This is a genomic window from Parasegetibacter sp. NRK P23, from assembly GCF_023721715.1.
Taxonomy (GTDB): Bacteria; Bacteroidota; Bacteroidia; order Chitinophagales; family Chitinophagaceae; genus Parasegetibacter.
Genome location: NZ_JAMDLG010000007.1, coordinates 1 through 13,282, shown reverse-complemented (window position 1 = coordinate 13,282; position 13,282 = coordinate 1). Strand labels below are relative to the sequence as shown.

General features: G+C 49.4%; 13 protein-coding genes. 9 read left to right on the top strand and 4 right to left on the bottom strand.

The features are described from left to right. Window positions 1–31: 31 nt before the first annotated feature. Window positions 32–1,333, bottom strand: a complete 1,302-nt coding sequence (locus tag M4J38_RS16755; RefSeq protein ID WP_251760953.1) for a lamin tail domain-containing protein — start codon at window positions 1,331–1,333, stop codon at window positions 32–34. Between the two features lie 201 nt (window positions 1,334–1,534). On the opposite strand from M4J38_RS16755, the gene M4J38_RS16750 reads away from it, so the two are divergent. From M4J38_RS16750 to trxA, 7 genes are all read left to right on the top strand, one after another. Beyond that, a complete protein-coding gene (locus M4J38_RS16750) occupies window positions 1,535–2,587 on the top strand; it encodes a sensor histidine kinase (RefSeq protein WP_251760952.1) in 1,053 nt (350 codons plus the stop codon). 60 nt (window positions 2,588–2,647) lie between these two features. Next, window positions 2,648–3,382 (top strand): LytTR family DNA-binding domain-containing protein, encoded by a 735-nt coding sequence (locus tag M4J38_RS16745; RefSeq protein ID WP_251760951.1) that lies wholly within the window; start codon window positions 2,648–2,650, stop codon window positions 3,380–3,382. Window positions 3,383–3,407: 25 nt separating this feature from the next. Then, entirely contained in the window at window positions 3,408–4,691 is a 1,284-nt protein-coding gene (locus M4J38_RS16740; RefSeq protein WP_251760950.1) for a M28 family peptidase, read from the top strand. Between the two features lie 46 nt (window positions 4,692–4,737). Continuing rightward, window positions 4,738–6,147 carry a bifunctional UDP-3-O-[3-hydroxymyristoyl] N-acetylglucosamine deacetylase/3-hydroxyacyl-ACP dehydratase gene (locus M4J38_RS16735; RefSeq protein WP_251760949.1) on the top strand — a complete coding sequence of 470 codons (1,410 nt, stop codon included), beginning with the start codon at window positions 4,738–4,740 and terminating at the stop codon, window positions 6,145–6,147. 23 nt (window positions 6,148–6,170) lie between these two features. Continuing rightward, complete coding sequence (gene lpxA / locus M4J38_RS16730; protein WP_251760948.1) at window positions 6,171–6,968, top strand: acyl-ACP--UDP-N-acetylglucosamine O-acyltransferase; 798 nt, start codon at window positions 6,171–6,173, stop codon at window positions 6,966–6,968. Then, window positions 6,958–7,575, top strand: a complete 618-nt coding sequence (locus tag M4J38_RS16725) for an ATP-binding cassette domain-containing protein (RefSeq protein WP_251760947.1) — start codon at window positions 6,958–6,960, stop codon at window positions 7,573–7,575. Before lpxA ends, M4J38_RS16725 begins: the two co-directional genes overlap by 11 nt. A gap of 72 nt (window positions 7,576–7,647) precedes the next feature. Then, a complete protein-coding gene (gene trxA / locus M4J38_RS16720; protein ID WP_251760946.1) occupies window positions 7,648–7,950 on the top strand; it encodes a thioredoxin in 303 nt (100 codons plus the stop codon). A gap of 467 nt (window positions 7,951–8,417) precedes the next feature. Here trxA and M4J38_RS16715 read toward each other — a convergent pair whose 3' ends face one another. The 3 genes from M4J38_RS16715 to M4J38_RS16705 all read right to left on the bottom strand — a co-directional run bounded on the left by M4J38_RS16715 (window position 8,418) and on the right by M4J38_RS16705 (window position 11,205). Further along, window positions 8,418–9,299: a polysaccharide lyase gene (locus M4J38_RS16715; RefSeq protein WP_251760945.1), complete on the bottom strand. Its 882-nt coding sequence runs from the start codon at window positions 9,297–9,299 to the stop codon at window positions 8,418–8,420. A 150-nt stretch (window positions 9,300–9,449) separates the two neighbouring features. Continuing rightward, complete coding sequence (locus M4J38_RS16710) at window positions 9,450–10,169, bottom strand: DUF92 domain-containing protein (RefSeq protein WP_251760944.1); 720 nt, start codon at window positions 10,167–10,169, stop codon at window positions 9,450–9,452. A gap of 31 nt (window positions 10,170–10,200) precedes the next feature. After that, the gene (locus tag M4J38_RS16705; protein ID WP_251760943.1) at window positions 10,201–11,205 is read right to left on the bottom strand and encodes a 2-hydroxyacid dehydrogenase; all 1,005 of its coding nucleotides are present in this window, start codon (window positions 11,203–11,205) and stop codon (window positions 10,201–10,203) included. Window positions 11,206–11,297: 92 nt separating this feature from the next. Between M4J38_RS16705 and M4J38_RS16700 the strand changes: the two genes are divergently transcribed. Both M4J38_RS16700 and M4J38_RS16695 read left to right on the top strand, forming a co-directional pair. Beyond that, on the top strand, window positions 11,298–12,143 hold the full coding sequence (locus tag M4J38_RS16700; RefSeq protein WP_251760942.1) for an endonuclease/exonuclease/phosphatase family protein: 846 nt from the start codon (window positions 11,298–11,300) through the stop codon (window positions 12,141–12,143). Between the two features lie 2 nt (window positions 12,144–12,145). Beyond that, window positions 12,146–12,844, top strand: coding sequence for a peptidoglycan DD-metalloendopeptidase family protein (locus M4J38_RS16695; RefSeq protein ID WP_251760941.1), 699 nt, complete (start codon window positions 12,146–12,148; stop codon window positions 12,842–12,844). Window positions 12,845–13,282: the final 438 nt, after the last annotated feature.

Below are 13,282 nucleotides of genomic sequence, written 5' to 3'. Positions count from 1 at the left end.
ATAACAGGATGAAAGGCGAAAGGTTGAACCATTAACGGAAGAAGCGCTGAATATATTTTCCGGGAACACCATCGGTGCGTTCGAGTGAGAGCAGGAATATGCCCTGCGCGGTGCCAGGCATGTTGAAGCGGTGCTGAAAAACACCCGCTGAGGTTACCCGGAGTTTTTCGGTGTGGATGGCCTGGCCGATGCTGTTGTAAACCGCCAGCCTGTATTCGGTGCGGTCCGCTTTCCATTGCAGTAATACCTGTTTGGAACCGGGCGCGGCCGCAAGCCGGAAACCCGTTTCAACAGGTCGCGTATCGGAAGACGGGAGAAGGGGATTGAGTACGGACCCGCAGGGAAGTATATTGAAACTAAAGGACTTAAGGTCACACCCCATCGCCGAGGCGATCACCACCTTGTAGCGCCCTTCTGAAAGGTTATCCAGGGGTATATTCGGAGCGGTATTGTCCGTACCAAGAGTGTACAGGTCGTTGATGGTATACTGGTTGTCGTTATCAGCATCTTTTGCGAGGGTATAATCCATCGGAAAAACACTGGTATAATCTGAAGCGAATACTTCAATAAAAGCGGAGCCGTTGGATGGGCAGGCAGTTCCGTTGGTAACGGTGAGTACGGCGGAGAGCGACGAATTATCGCCGGCGGAATTGTTGCTTTCACCGGCGCTTTGTTTGGATTCTTTCAACCAGCCGCAGTCGCCGTCAAGCAACCGCGCGAAAGTATTGCCTCTTCCCGTGGACATGCCCAGCACTTCATAAGTGAAGGACATATTATCGAGGTCGAATGTGAACGGTGTACAGCCCGAGTTAGAAGAAGTAGTGATCGAAGCGGAAGGTTCGGCAGGAAGGTTTCTGATCACTGCATCCACTACAGTTCCGGTACTATTAAGCAATACCACTTGTTCCGCACCGCTTCCACCATCTGTGAAAAGGCCTGCTCCGGTAGTAGGAATTGTGCCGCTGGTGCAATTGCAGGTATTCCAGTTCAGTTGTGCGGTAACCGATTTGGTGAGGTTTCCGCAACCGGAAGGGAGTACGTCCATGCCGGCGATCACATAATATTCACCGGGTAACAGAATCGTATTAGCGGGAATGGTGATGGAGTAATCGCCATCGGTAAGCACATAGCAGCCGATATTGGCCGGGCCGGGACCGAAATTATACAACTCAACAAATTCTGAGGTAACAGGGCATCCGTTGTCGGGCCAGGGCATGTACTCATTGATTACAACCCGCCCCTGCCCATTGGCAGCACCCGCCCACAGCAGCGCTACGAGCAAGCAACCCGGGATGCGGGTCCATAGATGATGGAGGTACGGTATGGGTTTCAAGAGAACGGATTTTCGAATAGTGAAGTTAGCAACAAACAGCATAAACTACCAAATCACCCCATACCCCTAAAAGACATTTTTCCTTGTGCTAAAGGTTTCTATCTAAATGTTTAAACACCATTTACACCCCGTTTTTACCATTAATACTTTTCGGTTTCCGTGACAGGGGTAAATGGTTAGATTTGTAAGTACAGAACCTATATGCTGAAAAAAATTCCCCGATATTGGTTGTTCCAGGTGGCAGGCTGGAGTTCCGTTACCATCTCCTACATTTTCCTGGCCTACACCTTCAATGAGCTTTCTGAAAGTATCATCGACCAGCTTTTTATATTCATCACCACCGGGCTGGCCACTTCCCACCTGCTTCGTTCCTACATCAAGCAGACCAACTGGCTCCTGTTACCGGTGGAAAAAGCCATGCCCCGCCTGCTGATGGCGCTGGTGGTGGCCTGCCTGATTGCCGCAATGGCCAACATACTGATTTCCAATGTGTTCATTATTCCCAAGAAGACGGCTACCCCATCCATGAGTTTCAATTCGAAACTCCTTACCAAGATGATTGATTACGGTATGTTCCTTACGCCCTGGATCCTCATCTATTACTTCTACCATTACATCAATAAGATCAGGAAACAGGAAGTGGATACCCTGCGCCTGGAAGCGCTGGTAAAAGAACTGGAACTGAAAACCATCAAATCACACATCAACCCGCACTTCATTTTTAACGCGCTCAACAGCATCCGCGCACTGGTGGACGAGGACCCGATCCGCGCCCGGACCGCCATCACGGAACTCAGTAATATCCTCCGCAGCAGTCTACAGGCCGAAAAACAGGAAACCGTTCCGCTGGAAAAAGAATTGAACATCGTAAAAGATTACCTCGCCCTGGAACACATCCGTTTCGAAGACCGGTTACAGGTTGAATACGATATTGATGAAGACACCCTGGACCAACCTATACCGCCCATGATGCTGCAAACACTGGTGGAAAACGCCATCAAACACGGCATCAGCAAACAGGTGGATGGCGGACTGGTGCGCATTATCTCCGATTTCAAAGATGACCACCACGAGCTCATCATCCAGAATACGGGCCGCCTTAATGGCGGAAAGAACGGCGACGGTTTTGGCCTGAACAGCACGCAAAACAGGCTCAGCCTGCTTTTTGGCGAAAAATCAGATTTCGAAATCAAAGAGATCAACGGCAATATGGTGGAAGCCAGGGTAACCATCCCCGTGGTGGAACATTACTGATTTTTAATGTTAACTTAGTTGCCGCCAAATACCTAAACACACACTTTAAATTTTTTACGCATGATCCGCGCGATCCTGATCGATGATGAACGCCTCGCACGCAACGAACTTAAAAAATTATTGCTGGAATTCCCCGAGATCGAAGTAGTGGCCGAAGCCGCCAATGTGGAAGAAGGCATCGAAAGAATTGATACCCTTCAGCCCGATCTGATCTTCCTCGATATCCAGATGCCGGGAAAAACCGGGTTCGACCTGCTTACAGAGCTTGACCGTGCTCCGCACGTTATTTTCACCACCGCCTACGATGAATACGCGCTGAAAGCTTTTGAAGTGAACGCGCTGGATTACCTGCTGAAGCCCATTGAACCCAAACGCCTTTCCGACGCCATACACAAACTCCACCAGCAAGAGGAAAAAGACCAGCAGGCCGGTGGTGAACTCAATGTGAACAGGAGTCTGCTCGGAGAAAATGACCAGGTTTTCGTAAAAGACGGGGAAAGGTGCTGGTTTGTGAAGCTCTCCGAAATCAGGTTGTTCGAAAGCGTGGGCAATTACGCGAAGGTATTCTTCGGCCCCAACAAACCGCTCATCCTGAAATCACTCAACGCGCTCGAGGAACGCCTCGATGAGAAGATATTCTTCCGCGCCAACCGAAAACATATAGTGAACCTGCGGCTGATCGATAAGATAGAACCCTATTTCAACGGGGGCCTGCTCCTGGAAATGAAAGGCGGTGAAAAGATAGAAGTGAGTCGCCGGCAAACCGTGAAGTTTAAAGAAATGATGAGCTTGTAAAATTCTCTATATCAAACAATATTCAATGAGAAAAATAGGAGGGCTTGTCCTCGCACTGATAGTATCCACCACTGCCGCTTCGGCACAACAACTGGAGAAGGTCATCAACATTAAAGAAGTTACGCGCATCGAATCCATACTGGCCGCCGATGATATGGAAGGAAGACGCACTTTTACACCTGGTATCGATAAGGCTGCCGCGTTTATAGCCGAAGAATTCAAAAAAGCAGGACTGAAGCCGGTTTCAGGGAACTCCTTCCTGCAATCATTTTCTATGGTTCGGCCAGATATCAGGAACATAAACGCTTCGCTGAACGGGAACGCGTTCGCGGAAGAAAACATCATCCTGCTTTCCGTAGAAAAAAAGATAGACATCAAACTGCCCGGTTCTTATAAAATCATCAATATCTCTAAAGAGGATGATTTCCGTGCCAAGGGATTACCGCTGCTCACCAGCGCGGAACCGGTCATCGTGGCCGTTGACCCGGCGCATACTTCTATTTTTAAAAGGTTGAAAAATTACAAGCAGGACCGGATGAGCGATGCGGCCAATGTGGTATTCGTGCTTACCTCCGACCCCATCAACACTTTATCGGTTTCCGCAGAAAACAATACGGAGGAAAAGCCCCTCGCCAACGTAGTGGGCATACTTCCCGGCAAGTCAAAACCAGATGAATACGTGATATTTTCGGGTCACTATGACCACCTCGGGATCGGTAAGGCCGTAAACGGTGACTCCATTTATAACGGGGCCAACGACGATGCCGCGGGCACTACCGCCGTGATGATGCTGGCGCAGTATTTCGCGAAGCAAAAAAACAATGAAAGAAGTATCGTTTTCGCGGCCTTCACCGCGGAAGAAGTGGGCGGATACGGCTCCCAGTACTTTTCCCGCCAGTTCAACCCCGACAAGGTAATGGCCATGTTCAATATAGAAATGATCGGCACCGATTCTAAATGGGGAAAAAACAGCGCCTACATCACCGGATATGAAAAAACGGATATGGGTAAAATACTGGCAAAGAACCTTGAAGGAACTGATTTCACCTTCCACCCCGATCCATATCCCGACCAGGACCTTTTCTACCGCTCCGATAACGCCACCCTCGCCCGGCTCGGCGTTCCGGCCCATACCATCTCCACCTCCAAAATGGACAGCGAAAAGCATTACCATACCGTGGAAGATGAACTGGCAACCCTCGACCTGGAGAACATGACAAGGATTATCCGTGCCATAGCCCTCAGCAGCAGGTCCATCATCGCGGGGAAAGACACCCCCTCAAGAGTAGATTCCGGTTCGTTACGTTAATGGAATTCAATATCTTTGCCCACTTTACCAAAGGCATACAACCACAATGGATAACCAATTCAACCCGGATAAGCAACATACGATCAAGTCAGATATAAGCATTTTCGGCACAGGACTGCATACCGGCGCTAAAGTGAACATGACCCTGAAACCCGCCAATCCCGGCTTCGGTTTCCAGTTCAAAAGAATTGACCTTCCAGGTCAGCCCGTGGTAAAAGCGGATTGCGATTATGTTTCGGATACCAGCCGCGGTACCACCCTCGAACACAACGGCGCCAAAGTAAGTACCGTGGAACACATCCTGGCCGCACTGGTGGGTCTTGGCGTAGACAACGTACTGATTGAAGTGGACGGACCCGAAATTCCCATCATGGACGGCAGCTCCCGCCCGTTTATAGAACTCATCGAAAAAGTCGGCGTTACCGAACAGGAGGCCGCGAAAATATGGTACAGCATCGACCAGAACATCAACTTCTACGATGAAGCCAAACGCGTGGAAATGGTAGCCATGCCCTCCATGGATTATAAGATCACCACGCTGATCGATTTCAACTCACCCGTTTTGGGCACACAACACGCCGGCCTGAAAAGAATGAGCGACTTCAAGAATGAAATCGCCGCCTGCCGCACGTTCTGCTTCCTCCACGAACTGGAAATGCTGCTCGACAACAACCTCATCAAAGGAGGTGATATCAATAACGCGATCGTGGTGGTGGATAAGCCCCTGACCGAAGCCGAAGCCGATAGGCTCGCAAAAGTTTTCGGTAAAGAAAAGATCGAAGTAATCGGAGAAGGGTACCTCAATAACCTGGAACTCCGTTTCCCCAACGAACCCGCACGGCACAAACTGCTCGATGTGGTGGGTGATCTTGCGCTGATCGGCTACCCCATCAAGGCACGCATCATCGCTAACCGCCCGGGACACAGCACCAACGTGGCTTTCGCGAAAAAGATCAAGGAATACATCAAGAAGAACAAGCACATCAAAGATGTACCCGTTTACGATCCCAACCAGGAACCGGTTTACAACCTGCTCCAGATCGAAAAAACATTGCCACACCGCTACCCGTTCCTGCTCATCGATAAAGTGATCGAAATGAGTGACAAACACATCATTGGGGTGAAAAACGTCACGTTCAACGAGCAGTTCTTCCAGGGCCATTTCCCCGGAAATCCTGTAATGCCCGGCGTATTGCAGGTGGAAGCGTTGGCGCAAACCGGCGGCATTCTCTGCATCAACGCCATGCCCCCGGGCCAATACGATACTTATTTCCTTAAAATCGACAATTGTAAATTCAGGCAGCAAGTAGTGCCAGGCGATACACTTTTACTGAAAATGGAACTCTCCGCCCCCATCCGCAGAGGGATCTGTGAAATGAAAGGAACAGTGTATGTAGGCAATAAAGTAGCCACCGAAGCAGATCTTGTGGCGCAACTCGTTAAAAGAGAAGCCTAATCCATTATTAACTTTCATTCAGCATGATCCATCCACACACCTATATCCACCCGAATGCCAAACTCGCCACGAACGTAAAGATCGACCCCTTTACCGTAATACATCCCGACGTAGAGATCGGCGAAGGCACCTGGATAGGTTCCAACGTGACCATCATGGAAGGTACCCGCATCGGAAAGAACTGTATGATCTTTCCCGGAGCAGTATTGGGCGCACTTCCGCAAGACAGAAAATACACCGGCGAAAAAACCACCGTCGAGATCGGCGACAATTGCGTGATCCGCGAATTCGTGACCATCCACCGTGGCACCACCGACCGCTGGAAAACAGTGATTGGTAACAATTGCTGGATCCTCGCCTACACGCACATCGGACACGATTGCATCATCGGTAACAACTGCACGCTCAGCAACAGTACACAACTCGCGGGACACGTTGTACTGGGCGATCATGTGGGTATGGGCGGCGTTTGCGCCGTGCACCAGTTCGTGCACATCGGTCAGCACGCGTTCATAGCCGGAGGTTCACTCGTTTCCAAAGATGTTCCTCCTTACATCAAAGCGGCCCGTACGCCTTTAAGTTATTCCGGCGTAAACTCCGTTGGACTGAAGCGCCGCGGGTACAGCATCGAAAAAATCAACCACATCCTCGATATCTACCGCATCATCTATAATAAGGGCAGGAACACCAGCCAGGCCCTCGAATTCATTGAAGAGGAACTGCCTGCCAGCGATGAACGCGATGAGATCGTGACCTTCATCCGCGAAAGCGGAAGGGGTATCATTAAACGGTTCACCAAAGGGAACTCGGATGAGGATTGAGGTGGAAAACGCCGGAAAACGCTTTAACCGTGAGTGGATATTCCGCCACTTTACCCATTCTTTTGTTGCAGGAAAGGCTTACGCGATTACAGGTCCCAACGGATCGGGGAAGTCAACTTTTTTGCAGGTACTCTCTGGAGCACAGGCGGCAAGCGAGGGAAAAATAACCTTCTTCCCAGATGCATCAGTTTCAGCCGATCCTGAACAGCATTTTCAATATATCTCCATCGCGGCGCCCTACCTGGAAGTCGTGGAAGAAATGAGCGCCCCGGAATTCCTCCGCTTTCACAATACATTCAAACCCCTGCTCAAAGGATTTTCCATTGCAGAAATTCTTTCCGAAGTAGGCCTCGAGAAAGCGAAGAACAAACAGATCCGCCTCTTTTCCTCCGGCATGAAACAACGAATGAAGCTGGCGCAGGCATTCTTTTCAGACACCCCCATCCTCCTGCTGGATGAACCCTGCACCAACCTCGACAAAGAGGGCTATGCCCTGTACCATAGGCTGGTAGAACGTTTCGCGCCTCAAAGGTTGGTTGTTGTAGCCTCCAACGATACCCAGGAGTATGGCTTCTGCGATACGGTCATCAACCCCTCCGGCAAATAGAGTTACTGATGTGATATTGATCACGTCACCGGAAAAGCAACTGGCTTATTTTTGTGCAGAAAAACAAATACGATGAACCAGTCCTTCCAATCCATCATCAACAGCAATACCCCGGTGCTCATCGATTTCTATGCCCACTGGTGCGGCCCATGCAAAATGATGCCCCCGGTACTCAAAGAAGTAAAAGATAAGCTGGGTAACAATATATCCATCTTCAAGGTTGATGTGGATGCCCACCCTGATGTTGCCGGAGCCTACAATGTCAGCTCTGTCCCTACCCTGATGCTTTTCAGAAACGGAAAATTACTATGGCGCGAACCAGGCGTTAAATCCGCCCCTCAATTGTTGCAACTTATTCAACAATATGCTTCCTGAATATCCCTGTACAACAGGTAACCCATAAATCCCCTCACCCAACAACTGAACTACTACAGGTTGAAAGCCTATAGGTTAAAAAAGCGCTGAAAGTCTATACAATCGCATCGCCTGTTCTTTTTGTTTTTATCGATGTAGCAACAAAAGTTTGCGGTAGCTAAAGCCTTGCACTAAACCCCATCGCCTGAGCTAGCGCATTTGAGACCAGTCAAGTCACCACCAACTCCTCCAAAGGATCTTCCCTCCCACCAACAAGCCTCCCCTAACCAATGCCTCCCAAAAAACAAACGGTTCCAAACCCCGGCGCCGGCCTGTAAATTTTTCGTGTAGAAAAAGCGGGTGGCCAATCCACCATCCAAAAAATAAAAATCAACCCTCCCTAACTCAACCTCCGTTCGCTTTTTCACGCGAAAAATTTACAGGTCGTAAGCCGGCATCACCTCCTCACCCATCAACCCACATCCAAATCAATTAATCCTGTTAATAACCAGGTTATCATAATAAACATAATCCGTAGAAGACACCCCCCAATCCGCCAAAGAACTACCGCCCCTGAAAGTATGGAACGCCATGTTCTTCACCAACCGCTGATTATCGTTCGTGGTCCAACGAATGGCCTGATCCAGTAACGTCGTATTATTGATCCTGATACGGATCCATCCATTGGTGCTGCTGCCCGTATTGCTCTTTACATAAATGTGTACATGGTACCAGGTCCCTTTACTAAGCGCTCCCGAACTGGGGAACGACTTCCCGAAGTTATTTCCGAATTGCCCGGGCTGATCCTTGTAGTACACATACGGATGCAGGTACACCCGGCTGGGATTGGAATTGGGAGAATACCACATCAAACGAACGCTGCCTCCGTTTCCGTCCGTTCCCGGATCTCCACCGGTATTCCCTTCCCCGATACGGAACCCGAATCCGACCTTACCTCCTCTTCCCCAGTTGAACTCGGAATGAAACCGCATATCATAGTCCAGTGAATATTCCGATCCATCAGAAATGTCCACATTCGCGATCACACCGCCAGCTCCGGTAAGCGCATTCGGCAGCAAAGTAATGCGGGCGCTTTTGCCCCCGTCTTTTCCATTGGAAATGTAGCCCCTTGAATCTACCCAACCGCTCACATTACCGAAATCGGTAGCCGCCTGCGATTGTGTATAGGTAGTAAATAGTGTTCTGTTTTCCCAGTTGATGGTGCGATCGTTGTAAATAGCGTCGGAAACAATCGCCGGTTCGTTGTTTACCGGCGCTGGTTCAGGCTGCGGCAGCGCGGTATCTTTTTTACAGGAGAACAGGACAAGGGTGGCCAGCAACAGGCCCAAAGGCTGAAATTTTCTTTTCATAATGGTGCAATTTTTAGTACCTCCAATTTGAAAAGAAATGACCGCAATACCATTTTTAGTGCTACGCCAAAACTACTACCAGCGTTTTTTTCTTTATTGATAATCAGTGTTTTTCTAGCCCGCTAAAGGGGAGATTATCTTCAACCCATATTATGATAGTAAAAACAGCAACCATGCAACGCCCGCCGCAACCAATGTATTCAGAAAATTCACGGCATCGTTGCCCAACAATTGCTTCCTTTCGAGCCAGGCCCCCAGAAAGGAGTCTGTGAGATTACCCGTTATCCCCGCAGCAAATACAATGTAAGCAGCACGACTTTGACCATTAAAAAGATAAAATACAACGCCAATCATGGCTGCACCCAGTATTCCCGCAAGTGTTCCTTCTAAACTTACTACCCCATCGGCACCCGGTGCTTCTCGCCGGAAAGTGGCAATGTTGAAAAAACGTTTTCCCCATACCATGCCCAGTTCCGAAGAAAGTGTATCCGATGTGGCGGAAGATAAAGCTGCCGCAATCAATAGTTCAGCGATAAATTTTTCAGGGAACATAAGTGCAGCCAAACCTGCCAACATAGGCACGCCTCCATTGGCCAATACCTGCCAGGCCGCCCGCCTTTCCTCGTGCACCGGCCTTCCAAGCATGGCGGCCTTTTCTCGCTTACGGTAGGCTGTAGCCGCTGTGGCCGATAAAAAGAATACCGCCAGCAATACAAGGGAAGAGAACCCTGCACCATAATACAAAACCAGCCCCAGCACCATCGCCCATATTGCCCCGGCAAAGGTTAGTTTACGGAAGCGAATACACAGTACTCCGGTAAGTAAAAGGAGGAGGCTTACAAAAATTTCCTGGTAGCCTGGCGTAGTCATGCTGCAAAGATGCGTTTCCAATACCATATTTTCACACCAGTATCCTGTCTTTCGGAGGTTCCTCCCCTGCGGCGAAAATACGGATGCTATCCAAAGTGGTTTCCGCTATCTGTGTAAGCGCTTCTTCCGTGAAGAAGGCCTGGTGTCCGGTAACGAGTACATTGGGGAAACTCATCAACCGCTGGATCGCATCGTCTTCAATAATCTGGGCGGAAAGGTCCTTAAAGAAAATTTTCTCCTCCTGCTCATACACATCGATACCAAGGTAGCCCACCTTTCCTGTTTTCAGCGCCTGAATGATGTCGGCAGTATGCAGCAACCCGCCGCGGCTGGTATTGATTATTGTACAGCCATGCTTAACAAGATCAAGAGTTTCCCGGCAAATAAGGTGTTTGTTCTCCGGCGTAAGCGGACAATGCAGGGAAATAATATCCGACTGACGCATCACTTCTTCAAAAGACATGTATTGCACCCCCGCTTTTTCCAATGCCGCATCCGGGTAAGGATCGTAAGCAATTACCCGGCATCCGAACCCCTTCATGATCCTACAGAACGCCTGGCCAATTTTACCGGTACCAATCACGCCGGCGGTTTTACCAAACAGGTTGAAACCCAGCAATCCGTTCAGGGAGAAATTTTGCTCACGTACACGGTTATACGCCTTATGTGTTTTACGGTTCAGGGTGAGCAGCATGGCCACAGCATGTTCAGCCACGGCTTCCGGAGAATACGCCGGAACCCGGCATACGCGAACACCGGAACGCTTCGCGGCTTCCAGGTCCACGTTATTGAAACCCGCGCAACGCATGGCAATCAGTTTTATTCCTTTTCCCGCCAGCACGTCTATTACAGGGGCGGGTAACTTATCGTTCACAAAGGCACATACGCCGAAAGTTCCGGGTTGAATGGCTTGTACGATATGCGGCCCAAGATGCGTTTCCAGGTATTCCAGTTCAAAACCGTAGGGCGCATTGGCTTTATCGAAAAATACTTTATCGTATGGCTTGGCGGAGAAAAAAACGATCTTTTCTTTCATAGTTCAGGTGAATGATGAAGGAATGGTTAAGATGAATGTAGGAAAATTTCAGCGAAGCGGTTTCACCTATCTTTGCAGACCAATGCTTCATTATGAAAAAAACGCTTTGCTTTACCGTTTTATGCCTGCTGTCAACCTGGTGTTTTTCCCAGGAACTTCATGTGATGACTTTCAACATCCGGCTGAATACAGCTTCGGACAGTGCGAACGCCTGGCCATTCCGTAAAGATATGGCCGCGAGCCAGATCCTCTTCCATAAGGCACATACCATTGGCGTTCAGGAAGCGCTTCACAACCAGATGATGGACCTGAAGGAACGTTTGCCACAATACAAATACACCGGCGGGGGCCGGGACGACGGTAAAACGAAGGGAGAATACAGCGCTATCTTCTACGATACCACGCGCCTTCAAATGCTTGCCACGGAAACCTTCTGGCTTTCGCAAACCCCAACCGTGCCTGGTAGCAAAGGCTGGGATGCCGCCATTACCAGGATCGTGACCTGGGCCAGGTTCCGTGATAAAAAAACCAATAAGGTGTTCTACCATTTTAATACCCATTTCGACCACAAAGGACAAGAAGCCCGGAAAGAAAGCGCCAAGCTGCTCCTCCGGAAAGTAAAGGAGCTCGCAGGAAATTATCCCACCATCATCACAGGCGATTTCAACGCTACTCCCTCCGATGAACCCATTCGTGTTTTGCTGGAAGCTGAACCCGATTTGCGTTTCACCGATGCCAAAAGCATTTCGGCCACACCACATTATGGCCCTACCGGAACGTTCACCGGTTTCGGTCCGAAAGAAACCTCCAACGACCCCATAGATTATATTTTCATCCGCAACAATTTGAAAGTACTGCAACACGCCACGTTGTCGCAAACATGGGGAGGCCGTTTTTCTTCCGATCATTTCCCGGTGTTTGCCACCGTATCTTTATAGGTATGATGAACAAATCAGACTGGGAAAAATACATCGTTGCGCAACCGCTATTTCCTGTAGTGGAACTATTGCCGGGGGAAAAGTTACTGGCCATGAACCTCACTGCTTCCAATACGGAACTGTCTGCTGAACTGGTGCGTGATACCCAAGCATTTTCAGCGTACATCACCCGTCTTCTTTCCTCGAAGGGTTGCCGCTACGGCATTGGCGGCTACAACGAACACCGCACCGTTTACGCACGCAGCAACGTTTTTGACGGCACTGAACCACGCCGCCTGCACCTGGGCGTTGATATATGGGGAGAAGCGGGCAGCCCCGTATTTCTTCCCATAACAGGAACCGTGCACAGCACGGCATTCAACCAGCAATTCGGTGATTATGGGGCCACACTTATCGTGAAACACCACACCCCTGTTGGTGATTTTCACACGCTGTATGGACACATCTCCTTGCGTGATATTGAAGGACTACAGGAAGGTGCGCTACTGGAAGCCGGGAGCGAAATCGCCCATTTTGGTATTCCCGCAGAGAACGGGGAATGGCCACCGCACCTGCACTTCCAGGTAATATTAGATATGCAGGGAAGGAAAGGTGATTACCCCGGAGTATGCGCGTTTTCAGAAAGCGCACAATGGTTAGAGAACAGCCCGGATGCGGGGTTGATGACGGGGTTGCGGGAAAGGGAGGTTGTTGCAGGCTAGGGTTGTGTTCACGCAGTTGATTCGTTTCACGCAAAGACGCGAAGGAGCGAGGACGCAAAGCCTTAATTGGATTAATAAAGGTTTCAGTGCCATAATTTTTTCTCGCTACGGCGCTACGACGCCACGGCCTGTTGAATACCCCAAGACTGGCTGGTTTTCAGGATACAATTTTCAATTATTCATTCCTGTTGGCGCTCATATACCTTTTTCAGGATGAATAAAAAATGAATTGGTTGATAGTGCTCTGGCAACAAGAAATTAAATCAACCGCCAACGTTGCGCCTGCGAGGTACGAAGCAATTGCGAGAAATAAAATACTAAAAAATCCAGCAGCCAGCCCAACAATTAATGCCTTGCGTCCTCGCTCCTTCGCGTCTCGTATGTTTGTGTTGTTGTAATAATTTAGCTTAATCAATGTGAAAAGTCAGGGAACCCAAA

Excerpts from the sequence above, each read along its gene's own strand:
- M4J38_RS16750 (WP_251760952.1), top strand. The coding sequence starts at position 1,535 with ATGCTGAAAAAAATTCCCCGATATTGGTTGTTCCAGGTGGCAGGCTGG.
- M4J38_RS16745 (WP_251760951.1), top strand. The coding sequence starts at position 2,648 with ATGATCCGCGCGATCCTGATCGATGATGAACGCCTCGCACGCAACGAA.
- M4J38_RS16740 (WP_251760950.1), top strand. The coding sequence starts at position 3,408 with ATGAGAAAAATAGGAGGGCTTGTCCTCGCACTGATAGTATCCACCACT.
- M4J38_RS16735 (WP_251760949.1), top strand. The coding sequence starts at position 4,738 with ATGGATAACCAATTCAACCCGGATAAGCAACATACGATCAAGTCAGAT.
- lpxA (WP_251760948.1), top strand. The coding sequence starts at position 6,171 with ATGATCCATCCACACACCTATATCCACCCGAATGCCAAACTCGCCACG.
- M4J38_RS16725 (WP_251760947.1), top strand. The coding sequence starts at position 6,958 with ATGAGGATTGAGGTGGAAAACGCCGGAAAACGCTTTAACCGTGAGTGG.
- trxA (WP_251760946.1), top strand. The coding sequence starts at position 7,648 with ATGAACCAGTCCTTCCAATCCATCATCAACAGCAATACCCCGGTGCTC.
- M4J38_RS16715 (WP_251760945.1), bottom strand. The coding sequence starts at position 9,299 with ATGAAAAGAAAATTTCAGCCTTTGGGCCTGTTGCTGGCCACCCTTGTC.
- M4J38_RS16710 (WP_251760944.1), bottom strand. The coding sequence starts at position 10,169 with ATGACTACGCCAGGCTACCAGGAAATTTTTGTAAGCCTCCTCCTTTTA.
- M4J38_RS16705 (WP_251760943.1), bottom strand. The coding sequence starts at position 11,205 with ATGAAAGAAAAGATCGTTTTTTTCTCCGCCAAGCCATACGATAAAGTA.
- M4J38_RS16700 (WP_251760942.1), top strand. The coding sequence starts at position 11,298 with ATGAAAAAAACGCTTTGCTTTACCGTTTTATGCCTGCTGTCAACCTGG.
- M4J38_RS16695 (WP_251760941.1), top strand. The coding sequence starts at position 12,146 with ATGATGAACAAATCAGACTGGGAAAAATACATCGTTGCGCAACCGCTA.